The following is a 12684-nucleotide window of genomic DNA, read 5'->3' on the forward strand; positions in this document are numbered from 1 at the left end:
ACCCAGCCCCCTGCCCTGCTCACGCCCCTGCGCCCGGCCCGACCCACGGCCCGGTGCGTGGCCCGGCCCGGGAGCCGGCTCCCCGCCGGCCCCGCGGCCCGGTTCCTGCCTCGGGACCGGCTCCCGTCTCGGGACCGGCACCGGGCCCAGGACCTCCGCGCCGGCCGGCAGCGTGGCGGCCGCCAGCAGGTCGTCGAGCGCCGCGGGGGTGCCCTCCACCGCCGCCACCCGGCTCACCGGGGGGAAGCCGAGCTCGGCGCGCTCGTCCGACTCCCGGGCGACGAACAGCCCGGGATCCCAGCGCACCAGCGCCTGCACGGGCCCGAGCCCGAGATCCGCCGCCACGACCACCAGCCCACCGGCCGGCGCCGGCCGGGCCAGCGCGGACGCGGCCATCCACCGGCGCAGCGTCTCCTCGCCGGCTCGCAGATCGGGACGCCCGAGCAGCGCCCAGCCGTCGAGGAGCAGCACCGCCCCGTAGCCGGCCTCGGCGACCGGCTCCGCGCCCGGTGTCGCGATCACGAGCGCCGGCGCGGCCGGCACCGTGGCCAGCACCGTGTCGCGCCCGGATGCCCGCACCGGGATGCCGGGAAACGCCCGCCCCAGTTCCTCGGCGGTGCGGCGGTCACCGGTCACCGACGCGCGCAGGCGCGTTCCGCCGCAGCCCGTGCACCGCCACCCACCCACGCCGCCCCCGGACACCGCGGAACGACCGGAGCCCACACCAGCGCCGAAAGCCCCGGCTCGCCCCGGGACGGGCTCCTGCCCAGACGCCGTCGGATGGCCGGTGGGTCGCGGCACCGGGCGCCCGCACCAGCGGCAGGCCAGTGCGGCCCCGGCGGCGGACCGGCCGAGCGGGCCGGAGCAGCTCCGGCACCGGGCCGGGCGGCGGCAGTCCGCGCAGGCGATGGACGGGTGATATCCCCGCCGCGGCACCTGAACCAGCACCGGCGCGCCACCGGCCAGCGCGGCGCGCGCGGCACGCACGGCGAGCGAGGGCAGCCGGGCCGCCCGCGCGGCCGGGTCGATGGACGCCTCGAAGTCGGAGCCGACCGCCTCCACCCGGGGCGCGAGCCGCCGCACGGCGTCCCGGCCGGCCGCCAGCCGGCCGGCCCAGCCCACCCGGGCCAGGGCCTCGGCGTCCACCGACGGCGAGAACCCGCCGACCAGCACCGCGCAGCCCTCCTCCCGGGCCCGCAGGACCGCCACGTCGCGCGTGTGCGGGTAGGGCGCCCGGGGTTCGGAGTGCAGGTCGTCCCCGTCGTCCCAGACGACGAGCAGGCCGAGGTCGGCCACTGGCGCGAACACCGCGGCGCGGGTCCCCACGACCACCCGCGTCTGCCCGCGGCGGACCGCCAGGAAGCGCCGGTACCGCTCCGCCGGGCCGAGATCGGCCCGCAGCACGGCCGGGACGCCACCCGCCGCCGGCCCGGCCTCGGTCTCGGCCTCGGGAGGTGTCAGCGCCGCGGCGACCCGGTCGGCGTCCCGGTGGTCGGGAACGACGACGAGCGCGCCGCGCCCGGAGGCCACCGTGGCCGCGACCGCCACGGCGATCATCGCCGGCCAGGAGGGCCCCGGCGGCGCCCACCAGACCGCCCGCGGCGAGCGCCCGCTCGACAGCGCCGCCAGGAAGTCGGGGCCGTCGGGATAGATCGACCACCCCGCGCGGCCAGGATCACCGGACCGGCCGCCGCCCAGCTCGGCCGCGCCACCGCTCGCGGTAGCCGCCGGCGCCACGCCGATGCCGGGACCGGTGACGACCGGCTCAGCCTCGGCGCGGGCATGGCGCGGCGGGACGGCCAGGCGCAGCACGTCGGCCATCGTCCCGGCGTATCTGTCGGCGACGGCGCGGGCGAGGTGGGCGACCGGCTCGGAGAGCACCGGCTCCGCCGACACCGACCTGGCCAACGGCGCGAGACGCCCGGTGTGATCGGACCGCTCGGACCTCTCGAGGACGAACCCGTCCACCAGGCGCCCGCCGAAGCGGACGCGCACCCGCGAGCCGGGAACCGCGGCGGCGGCCATGGCGGCCGGCACGAGGTAGTCGAACGGGCGGTCAAGGTGGACGAGCGGGGTGTCGACCACGACCCGGGCCACCGGCAGCTCGTCAGCCGGAACCACCGCGCCGGGCTTCTCGGAGCCGCCCGGCTTCGCGGCGACGGCACCTCGCTTCGCCGGAGCGACGCCAGACTTCGCCGCGCCGGCGGCGGGCCGCGCCGGGCGCCCGGCCGGTGCCGCGGAGGGCACACCGCCCGCGGGCGTCGGCCCCCCGGTGGACCGGGAGCCCGCGGCCACCACGGCGCCGGCGAGGCCCGGAATCACCGCGCTCTCGTCGTCCATGCCGCATTCGTACCAGTCGCGGCGGACAGGATCGGCCCCCACTGCGCCCGCCCGGCGAACCGGATCACCGAACGGCCACGGACCGTCGGAAAGCAGATCACCGCAAACAAACCGTCCCAAAAATGCGCAGGGGCGGAGCCGTCCCCGATGGGGGGTCGGCTCCGCCCCTGCGGGCGGATCAGGTGGCGTCAGCCCTTGACTGCGGCCGTCAGGGCGTCGGCGCGGGAGGTCGCCTCCCAGGTGAAGTCCAGCTCCGGGCGGCCGAAGTGCCCGTAGGCGGCCGTCTGCGCGTAGATCGGGCGCAGCAGGTCGAGGTCCCGCACGATCGCGGCCGGGCGGAGGTCGAAGACCTGCGTGACGGCGTCCTGGATCTGCGCGTCCGGCACCTTGCCCGTGCCGAAGGTCTCGACGAACAGGCCGACCGGGTGGGCCTTGCCGATCGCGTAGGCGACCTGGACCTCACAGCGGCTGGCCAGGCCCGCGGCCACGACGTTCTTGGCGACCCAGCGCATGGCGTAGGCAGCCGAGCGGTCGACCTTGGACGGGTCCTTACCCGAGAAGGCGCCGCCGCCGTGCCGGGCGTACCCGCCGTAGGTGTCCACGATGATCTTGCGCCCGGTGAGGCCGGCGTCGCCCATCGGGCCACCGATCTCGAAGCGACCGGTCGGGTTCACCAGCAGGCGGCGCCCCTCGGTGCTGATCTCGAGGAGGGCGAGCTCCGGCTCCACGACGTACTCGGCGACGTCGGGCGCGAGCAGGGTGTCGAGGTCGATGTCGGCCGCGTGCTGCGAGGAGACCACAACGGTGTCCAGGCGGACCGGCTTGCCGTCCTCGTACTCGATGGTGACCTGCGTCTTGCCGTCGGGGCGCAGGTAGCCGACCTGGCCGTCCTTGCGGACGGCGGACAGCCGCCGGGCGAGCCGGTGCGCCAGGGCGATCGGCAGCGGCATGAGCTCGGGAGTCTCGTCGCAGGCGAACCCGAACATCAGGCCCTGGTCGCCAGCGCCCTGACGGTCGAGGTCGTCCTCGGTGGAGCCCTCGACGCGCGCCTCGTGGGCGGTGTCGACACCCTGGGCGATGTCGGGCGACTGCGAGCCGATCGAGACGCTCACGCCGCAGGAGGCGCCGTCGAAGCCCTTCTTGGAGGAGTCGTAACCGATCTCCAGGATCCGCTCGCGGACCACCGAGGCGATGTCGACGTAGGTCTTGGTGGTCACCTCGCCGGCCACGTGCACCTGGCCAGTGGTGATCATGGTCTCGACGGCGACCCGGCTCTTCGGGTCGTCCTTGAGCATGGCATCGAGGATGGAGTCGCTGACCTGGTCAGCGATCTTGTCCGGGTGTCCTTCCGTGACGGACTCGGACGTGAAAAGGCGCGTCGCCACTGGACTACCCCCTGGGGAGATCAGGACTGATACCGGCGCAGTTTACCGAGGTTCGCTCAGGGGTATGCGCACCGGCCGGCTTCCGGTCGTGCAGCGCGTCGACGATCCGGTCGAGCACCTGGTGGGCAAGAAGATCCTTACTGGTCAGGGGGATCTCCGCGGCCCCGCCCGCACGGTCAAGGAGGACCGCGCTGTTCTGCTCCACCTCGAACCCCAGGCCGGACCCGACCCGGTTCACCACCAGCAGGTCCACCGGCTTGCGGGCGAGCTTCGCCCGGGCGAGGTCGAGGACCCCGGCGTCGGGTCCGCCCGTCTCCGCCGCGAACCCGACCAACACCTGGCCGGGACGGCGGTTCGCGACAAGCTCGGCCAGGACGTCCGGGTTGCGGATCAGCTCGATCGCGTCCGGCGCCGCGGACTCCTTCTTGATCTTGTACTTGTGCTCGGTGGCGGGCCGGAAATCGGCCACCGCCGCCGCCATGACCACGACGTCGGCGCGGGGGGCGGCGTCGTGCACGGCCGCCCGCAGCTGTTCGGCCGAGCCCACCGGCACCGTGGTCGCGCCGGCCACGTCGGGCAGGGCGACGTTGGCGGCCACGACGGTGACCGCCGCGCCGCGGGCCACCGCCGCACGGGCCAGCGCGTATCCCTGCCGGCCGCTGGAGGCGTTACCGAGGAACCGCACCGGGTCGAGGTACTCGCGGGTGCCACCGGCGCTGACGAGCACGTGGCGGCCGGCGAGGTCGGGCCGCATGCCGTCACGCCCGCGGGCGAGAACCGCCCGGGCGACCGAGGCGATCTCGGTGGGCTCCGGCAGCCGGCCCGGCCCGGAGTCGGCGCCGGTCAGCCGGCCGACGGCCGGTTCCAGCACGAGGGCGCCCCGCTCGCGGAGCAGGGCGACGTTGGCGCGGGTCGCCGGGTGCTGCCACATCTCGGTGTGCATGGCGGGGGCGAACAGCACCGGGCAGGTGGCTGTGAGCAACGTGCCGGTGAGCAGGTCGTCCGCCCGGCCCGCCGCGGCCCGCGCCATCAGGTCCGCGGTGGCGGGCACGATCAGCACCAGGTCGGCCTCGCGCCCGACCCGGACGTGCGCCACGTCCTCGGCGTCGGTGAACAGGTCGGTCACCACCGGCTGGCCGGACAGCGCCGCCCAGGTGACCTCGCCGACGAAACGCAGCGCCGCGGCCGTCGGCACGACGCGGACGTCGTGGCCGGACTCGGTCAGCTGGCGCAGCACCTCGACGGCCTTGTACGAGGCGATGCCGCCGGACACGCCGAGCACGACCCGCGGCCGCCGCGCCGCCCCGGCCGAACCACCGCCGCGCATCCCCGCCCCGCCGCCTGTCACGCGGAACAACCGAGGCGGGCAGGACGGGCAGGGCCGGCGAGACGGACGCGAGCCGCGGAGGCCGCGTGGGTCAGGAGATCGGCGGCAGCGGGTCGGTGATCGTCTCGTGCGTGAGCAGACCGGAGTTGATCTCGCGGAGCGCGATCGACAGCGGCTTCTCCTGGGCGCTGGTCGTCTCCACCAGCGGGCCGACGTACTCCAGCAGGCCCTCGCCGAGCTGGGAGTAGTAGGCGTTGATCTGGCGGGCCCGCTTCGCCGCGTAGATGACGAGGCTGTACTTCGAGTCGGTGGCCTCGAGCAGCTCGTCGATCGGCGGGTTCGTGATGCCCTCGGGCTGGGCGACAGTACCGGACACGGTGTCCTTCCGGGGTGGGGCGGTCGGGCGGCTCCAGGCGCGCCGTGGGCGGCCTGGGCCGAGCCCTGTCCCGGACAACAGTACAGCCGCAACCGGTACAGCCCGTCACCGAGCCGTTCGCCGCCGGGCCGTGGGTGCCCCGGAGATCGCGCGTCCCCGGGAGGTGGAGCGCCGAGCCGCCGGTCACGGGACGTCCGCAGCGCGGTGCGCGTCCCGCGGGCGACCGGTCATCAGCCCCACCAGCTTCGCGGCGGCGGCCGTGACCTCGTCGTTCACGACGACCTCGTCGAACTCCGTCTCGGCCGCCAGCTCGATGCGTGCCCGGTCGAGGCGTCGGCGGATCACATCAGGTGCCTCCGTGCCCCGACCGGTCAGGCGACGGACGAGCTCGTCCCAGGTGGGCGGGGCCAGGAAGACGAACCGGGCGCCCGGCATTGCCGACCGGACCTGCCGGGCGCCCTGCAGCTCGATCTCCAGCAGGCAGGGAACGCCCTGTGCCAGCCGCTCCTCGAGCGGTCCCCGAGGAGTGCCGTAGGCGTGCCCCGCGAACATCGCGTGCTCGACGAACTCCCCCACCTTGACCATGTGGGCGAACTCCTCCGCGTCGGCGAAGTGGTACTCGACGCCGTCCGTCTCGCCCGGCCGCGGCGCTCGCGTCGTCACGCTCACCGACACCCACACCTCGGGGTGCAGCCGGCGGACGGCGGCGACGACCGTGCCCTTCCCCACTCCGGACGGCCCCGACAACACGGTCAGTCCCATCCCGACACCTTAGAGCCCCTCCACCGGGTCACGCAGGTTCAGGCGGGGCGGGCGGGCCACGCCGGCGACGGCCGGCCCGGCGCCCCCCGGCGCCCGCCGTCCCCTACCGTCAGCCAACGGACCATCGTCATCAGGATGCCATCAAAGGACGGGTTCCCCCGTTCACCCCGATGGTATGCGGCCGTCAATGGGAACCCGGTCGGGTGACCACACGGGTGGCCCCGGCCGGTGCACGCCAAACGGATCGGGATCGCCATCACCGAACCCCTGGGACTTTAGTCCCAGGACATTCGGCGAGAACTCCTCACGGCCCGCCGGCGATTGATCGAGTGACGCGAATCCGCGACGCAATGAACGCCGACGGCACCGGAACGTGTCGACGCCTCGCGGCCTCAACACCTTCCGGCGGCGCCCGTTACGGGCCGTTACCAACGACCCGGCAATCGGAACGCCTATGCATCACGCCACACTCAGGCGCCCGTGCCGAACTCCTCGAGGAGCGCGGCACGCTGCTTGGCCCCGAGCCCGCGCAAACGGCGGGTCGGGCTGATACCGAGACGCTCCCGGATCTTCTGGGCCCGAACACGGCCCACTCCGGGAAGCGACTCCAAGACCGCGGAAACCTTCATCTTGCCGACGACCTCATCGCTGTCCGCCAGCTCGAGAACGGCGGCAAGACTGATCTCCCCCTTCTTCAACCGCTCCTTGAGTTCGGCGCGCTGCTTACGGGCCAGCGCGGCTTTCTCGAGGGCGGCGGCCCTCTGCTCGGGCGTCAGGGGCGGCAGGGTCACGGGTACGCCTCCTCAATTCGGTGATCGCGCCGCGCAAACTAGCGAGGAAGAGGCTCCTCGGTCCAGCCGGAGCTGCATCACGGGGGTACCCCGCATTGTCCCCACAAGACACAGCCTTTGCCCGGATGAATGACCTGCGTCGCACGCGCCGGACGCATTCGGTCCGTAGCGGCCCCACCGTACCGGTACTCGGGCACCCAGAGCGGCCCAGATCCACCCGTAGTGGCGTTTGCGCAGGTCAAGGGCCTACCGGAGTGGAGTAACCCTGGTGGCGATAGTGGCGGCGGCCACGGCCCGATCGGCCGCGGAGGTGATCGGACGGCCGATCACGAGGAGGTCCGAACCGTCGGCGAGTGCCCGTTCCGGGGTGGCGACCCGGGCCTGGTCAGCCCGCTCAGACCCCTCTGGACGCACTCCAGGCGTGACCAGAGTCACAGTTTCACCAAGCTCCGCGCGGACCACAGAGACCTCTTTCGGGCTGCAGACGAGTGCCCGCGCACCGGCCTCCACGGCGAGCACCGCGAGCCTGCGGACGGCGTCCGAGGGCGGTCCGGACAGCCCGACGGCGGCGAGCGTGGCGGCGTCCAGCGACGTCAGCACCGTGACCGCGGTTACATGAACATCGGGCCCGGCGTCGACCGCGGCGCGCACCATGGCCGCGCCGCCGGCCGCATGCACGGTCACGAAGCGAGGTGCCAGCGTGGCCAGCGAGCGCATCCCGCCGGCCACGGTCGCCGGGATGTCGTGGAGCTTCAGGTCGAGGAAGAGCTCGGGCGCCGCGGAGCCGCGCGGCTCACTCCAGCCGTCCGCCACATCACCCCCCGTGACGGAACTCACCACCCGAGCGGACGCCGCGGGCTGCGCCGGCCGAGCCGGAGCGAGCAGCCCTTCGTCACGCAGCGCAGTCACGATCGTCGGCCCGGCCCGGTAGAAGAGCTCCAGACCGATCTTCAGCACGGCGACGTGCGGCGCCACCTCACGGGCCCAGCCCAGTGCGGTGGCGGCGTCCGGAGCGTCGAGCGCGACCGCGATCGGAGCGCGACCCGCCGGTGGCGTCCACCGGCGGGGGGCGCCCGACGAGGTCACCGGTCCGCCACGGTCGAGGCGGGCGCCCCGCCGGCCGAGCCGGATCCCGACCCGGCGCCCGGCGCGGGTCCCGGCCGCGCCCCCGGCGCCCGGGAGCCCGAGCCGGAGGTCGCACCCGGCAGTCCCTCGGGGGTCGTCCCCCAGGTCGACCGCAGGGCCGCGTGGTACTCCTGCAGCGGCCGCACCCCCAGTTCGCCCCTTACGAGCGACTCGATACCCTGCACGCACGCGGCGGCGCCCTGAATGGTGGTGATGCAGGGCACCCCGGCGCTGACACAGGCGGTGCGGATCTCGTATCCGTCCAGCCGTGGCCCGACACCCCACGGCGTGTTGATGACCAGGTCGATCTGGCCAGACATGATCATTTCGACGCAGTCGATGAGGTTCTCGCTGGGAGCCCGATGCTTGCCGAGAACCACGGCCTTGACCCCGTTGCGGCGCAGCACGTCGGCGGTGCCCTCGGTCGCGTAGACGACGAAGCCGAGGTCCGCCAGCCGTTTGATCGGGAAGATCATCGCACGCTTGTCGCGGTTGGCGACGGAGACGAACACCCGTCCATAGGTCGGCAGCGACGCGTAGGCCGCGGCCTGCGACTTGGCGTACGCGGTACCGAAGCCGTCGTCGATGCCCATCACCTCGCCGGTGGAGCGCATCTCCGGGCCGAGCACCGTGTCCACCCCGCGGCCGCCCGCGTCCCGGAACCGGCCGAAGGGCAGCACGGCCTCCTTGACCGAGATATGCGAGTCCAGCGGCAGGGTGGCGCCGTCGCCGTACTCCGGCAGCAGGCCCTCGGCCCGCAGCTCGGGCACGGTGGCGCCGAGCATCACCCGGGCCGCGGCCTTGGCCAGCGGCACGGCCGTCGCCTTGGAGACGAACGGCACCGTGCGCGACGCGCGCGGGTTGGCCTCCAGCACGTAGAGCACGTCGGACTGCAGCGCGTACTGCACGTTGAGCAGCCCGCGCACGCCCACCCCCTCGGCGATCAGCCGGGTGGACTCGCGGATCCGGTCGAGCTCCGAGCGCCCGAGGGTGATCGGCGGCAGCGCGCAGGCGGAGTCGCCGGAGTGCACCCCGGCCTCCTCGATGTGCTCCATCACGCCCGCGAGGTAGAGCTCGGAGCCGTCGTAGAGCGCGTCCACGTCGATCTCGACCGCGTCGTCGAGGAAGCGGTCCACCAGCACAGGGTGCTCCGGCGAGATCTGCGTGGCGCGCTCGATGTAGTCGCGCAGCATCGGGTCGTCGTAGACGATCTCCATGCCCCGCCCGCCGAGCACGTAGGACGGCCGCACCAGCACCGGGTAGCCGATCCGGTCCGCGACCGTGCGCGCCTCGGCGTAGGAGGTGGCCACCCCGTGCGGCGGCGAGGGCAGGCCGGCGGCGGCGAGCACCTGCCCGAACTGGCCGCGGTCCTCCGCGAGGTGGATCGCCTTCGGTGGCGTGCCGACGAGCGGGACTCCGGCGTCGGCGAGCGCGGCGGCGATGCCCAGCGGGGTCTGGCCGCCCAGCGACACGATCACCCCGGCCAGCGGCCCCGCCTGCGACTCGGCGTGCACGACCTCCAGGACGTCCTCGACGGTCAACGGCTCGACGTAGAGGCGGTCGGCGGTGTCGTAGTCGGTGGAGACCGTCTCCGGGTTGCAGTTGACCATCACGGTCTCGTAGCCGGCCTCGGAGAGCGCCATCACCGCGTGGCAACAGGCGTAGTCGAACTCGATGCCCTGCCCGATCCGGTTCGGCCCGCTGCCGAGCACGATCACCCGGGGCTTCTCGCTCGGCGCGACCTCGGTCTCGGAGTCGTAGGACGAGTAGTGGTACGGCGTCGCGGAGGCGAACTCGGCGGCGCAGGTGTCGACCGTCTTGTAGACGGGACGGATGCCCGCCCGGTGCCGGAACGACCGGACCACGTCCTCCTTGGTGCCGAGCAGGCCCGCGAGCTGGGCGTCGGAGAACCCGGCGCGCTTGGCGCGGCGGATGCCGTCCGGGTTGCGGACCAGCGACGCGGCGATCTCGTTGATGAACACGATCTGGTCGACGAACCAGGGGTCGATGCCGGTGGCATCGGTCACCTCGGCGGGCGTCGCGCCGGCCAGCAGCGCCTGCTGGACGGTGTGCAGCCGCCCGTCGTGCGGGGTGCGGGCCGCGTCGAGCAGCTCCGCCGCGGACCGGCCCGGCGGGTCGAAGGTGAACGCCAGGCCCGACTGCTCCATCGAGCGCAGCGCCTTCTGCAGGGCCTCGGCGAAGCTGCGCCCGACCCCCATCGCCTCCCCGACGGACTTCATCGTCGTGGTCAGCATCGTGTCGGCGCCCGGGAACTTCTCGAACGCGAAGCGCGGCACCTTCACCACGACGTAGTCGAGGGTCGGCTCGAAGGCCGCCGGGGTGGTGCGGGTGATGTCGTTGGGGATCTCGTCGAGGGTGTAGCCCAGCGCCAGCTTGGCCGAGATCTTCGCGATCGGGAAGCCGGTCGCCTTCGAGGCCAGCGCGGACGAACGGGACACCCGCGGGTTCATCTCGATGACGACGAGACGTCCGGTGGCCGGGTCGACCGCGAACTGGATGTTGCAGCCGCCCGCGTCGACCCCGACGGCGCGCATGACGGCGATCGACATGTCCCGCATGCGCTGGTACTCGCGGTCGGTCAGGGTCATCGCCGGGGCGACGGTCACCGAGTCACCGGTGTGCACGCCCATCGGGTCGATGTTCTCGATCGAACACACGACGACCACGTTGTCGGCGCGGTCCCGCATGAGCTCGAGCTCGAACTCCTTCCAGCCGAGCACCGACTCCTCGACGAGCACCTCGGTGGTCGGGCTGGCCGCCAGCCCGTCCGCGGACATCCGGCGCAGCTCGTCGGGGTCGTGGGCGAACCCGCTGCCGGCACCGCCGAGGGTGTAGCTCGGCCGCACCACGACCGGGTAGGAGAACTCCTCGGCCGCGGCCAGGCACTCCGCCACGGTCGTGCAGATCGCGCTGCGGGCCGTCTCGCCGTCGACGGAGGCGACGATGTCCTTGAATGCCTGCCGGTCCTCACCGGAGCGGATCGCGTCGATGTTGGCGCCGATGAGCCGGACGCCGAAGCGCTCGAGCACCCCGGCGTCGTGCAGGGCGACCGCCGTGTTCAGCGCCGTCTGCCCGCCCATGGTGGCCAGGATGGCGTCCGGCCGCTCCCGCTCGATGATCTTCGTGACGATGTCCGGCGTGATCGGCTCGACGTAGGTCGCGTCGGCGATCTCCGGGTCCGTCATGATCGTGGCCGGGTTGCTGTTGACCAGGATCACCCGCAGGCCCTCGGCCCGCAGCACCCGGCACGCCTGCGTCCCGGAATAGTCGAACTCGCACGCCTGGCCGATGACGATCGGCCCGGAGCCGATCACCAGCACGGAGCGCAGGTCCTCGCGCCTGGGCATCAGCCTTCTCCCCGCTTCCGCCGGCCGGCCGCCATCAGGCCGCAGAACCGGTCGAACAGTCCCTGGGCGTCGTGTGGGCCAGGCGCCGCCTCGGGATGGAACTGGACACTGAACGCCGGCACGTCCAGGCAGGTCAGGCCCTCCACCACGTCGTCGTTGAGCGCCACGTGGCTCACCTCGACCCGCCCGTAGGGAGTGTCGGTCGTACCGGTCAGCGGCGCGCGCACCGCGAAGCCGTGGTTGTGGCTGGTGACCGCGATCCGGCCGGTCCGGGTGTCGGCGACCGGCTGGTTCACGCCGCGGTGGCCGTAGGTCAGCTTGTACGTCTCGAAGCCCAGCGCCCGGGCGAGGACCTGGTTGCCGAAACAGATCCCGAAGACCGGGACACCGGCCTCCAGCACCCCGGTGAGCGTCTCGACCGCGTAGTCCGCGCGGGCCGGGTCACCCGGGCCGTTCGAGAGGAAGACCCCGTCGGGCGAGAGGGCCAGCAGCTCGGCGGCCGTGCTGCGGGCCGGCAGCACGTGCACCTCGCAGCCCAGCGCGGCCATGGAGAGCGGGGTGTTCCGCTTGATGCCCAGGTCCAGCGCGGCGACGGTGAAGACCGGCAGGCCCGACCGCGCCTCGACGACATAGGGCTGGTCCGTGCTGACCTCCGGGGCGAGGTCCGCGCCGACCATCTCCGGCGACGCCCGCACCCGGTCGAGCAGCGAGTCGAGATCGGTGTCGGTGCTGCTGACCCCGCACCGCATCGCGCCGCGCTCGCGCAGGTGACGGGTCAGCGCGCGGGTGTCGACCCCGCTGATCCCGACCACGCCGGCGTTCTCGAGCTCGTCGTCCAGGGTGCGCTGGGCGCGCCAGTTCGACGCCAGCCGGCTCGGGTCCCGCACGACGAAGCCGGCCACCTGGATGCGGTCGGACTCGTAGTCGGTGTCGTTCACCCCGGTGTTGCCGATGTGCGGCGCCGTCATGATCACGACCTGACGGTGGAACGACGGGTCGGTGAGGGTCTCCTGGTAGCCGGTCATCCCGGTGGAGAAGACCGCCTCGCCGAACGCCTCGCCGACCGAGCCGAACGCGTCCCCGGCGAAGCTCCGGCCGTCCTCGAGCATGAGCACCGCGCGGCGGGGCGCTCCCGGCCCGCGCCGGGCCTGTTCCCGCTCCGGCGGAGCCGGCTGCCTGTCCAAGCCGGTCACCGGCTCACCCCCGCATC

Annotated in this window: 9 protein-coding genes; all 9 read right to left on the reverse strand. The window is 73.6% G+C overall.

Translation table 11 applies throughout. From position 1 onward, the window contains the following. A partial coding sequence (locus tag FMEAI12_RS21220; RefSeq protein ID WP_146776743.1) for a primosomal protein N' occupies positions 1–2340 on the reverse strand: 2340 nt, incomplete at its 3' end. Between the two features lie 188 nt (positions 2341–2528). Further along, positions 2529–3725 (reverse strand): methionine adenosyltransferase, encoded by a 1197-nt coding sequence (gene metK / locus FMEAI12_RS21225; RefSeq protein WP_020459326.1) that lies wholly within the window; start codon positions 3723–3725, stop codon positions 2529–2531. Between the two features lie 4 nt (positions 3726–3729). After that, positions 3730–5052 (reverse strand): bifunctional phosphopantothenoylcysteine decarboxylase/phosphopantothenate--cysteine ligase CoaBC, encoded by a 1323-nt coding sequence (gene coaBC, locus FMEAI12_RS21230; protein WP_112107582.1) that lies wholly within the window; start codon positions 5050–5052, stop codon positions 3730–3732. Between the two features lie 91 nt (positions 5053–5143). Continuing rightward, on the reverse strand, positions 5144–5428 hold the full coding sequence (rpoZ, locus tag FMEAI12_RS21235; RefSeq protein ID WP_020459324.1) for a DNA-directed RNA polymerase subunit omega: 285 nt from the start codon (positions 5426–5428) through the stop codon (positions 5144–5146). Positions 5429–5611: 183 nt separating this feature from the next. Next, the gene (gmk, locus tag FMEAI12_RS21240) at positions 5612–6190 is read right to left on the reverse strand and encodes a guanylate kinase (protein WP_020459323.1); all 579 of its coding nucleotides are present in this window, start codon (positions 6188–6190) and stop codon (positions 5612–5614) included. Positions 6191–6660: 470 nt separating this feature from the next. Further along, positions 6661–6981: an integration host factor, actinobacterial type gene (mihF, locus tag FMEAI12_RS21245; RefSeq protein ID WP_020459322.1), complete on the reverse strand. Its 321-nt coding sequence runs from the start codon at positions 6979–6981 to the stop codon at positions 6661–6663. Positions 6982–7227: 246 nt separating this feature from the next. Then, entirely contained in the window at positions 7228–8067 is an 840-nt protein-coding gene (gene pyrF / locus FMEAI12_RS21250) for an orotidine-5'-phosphate decarboxylase (protein ID WP_112107583.1), read from the reverse strand. Further along, positions 8064–11474, reverse strand: coding sequence for a carbamoyl-phosphate synthase large subunit (gene carB / locus FMEAI12_RS21255; protein WP_112107584.1), 3411 nt, complete (start codon positions 11472–11474; stop codon positions 8064–8066). The genes pyrF and carB overlap by 4 nt, the downstream gene beginning before the upstream one ends. Further along, positions 11474–12667, reverse strand: coding sequence for a glutamine-hydrolyzing carbamoyl-phosphate synthase small subunit (gene carA / locus FMEAI12_RS21260; protein WP_083391117.1), 1194 nt, complete (start codon positions 12665–12667; stop codon positions 11474–11476). Before carA ends, carB begins: the two co-directional genes overlap by 1 nt. Positions 12668–12684 lie beyond the last annotated feature (17 nt).

It is taken from the genome of Parafrankia sp. Ea1.12, from assembly GCF_900465275.1.
GTDB lineage: Bacteria > Actinomycetota > Actinomycetes > Frankiales > Frankiaceae > Parafrankia > Parafrankia soli.

What these genes read in the sequence shown, in the direction of transcription:
- coaBC (WP_112107582.1), bottom strand. Translation starts at nt 5,052, where the DNA reads ATGCGCGGCGGTGGTTCGGCCGGGGCGGCGCGGCGGCCGCGGGTCGTG.
- gmk (WP_020459323.1), bottom strand. Translation starts at nt 6,190, where the DNA reads ATGGGACTGACCGTGTTGTCGGGGCCGTCCGGAGTGGGGAAGGGCACG.
- carB (WP_112107584.1), bottom strand. Translation starts at nt 11,474, where the DNA reads ATGCCCAGGCGCGAGGACCTGCGCTCCGTGCTGGTGATCGGCTCCGGG.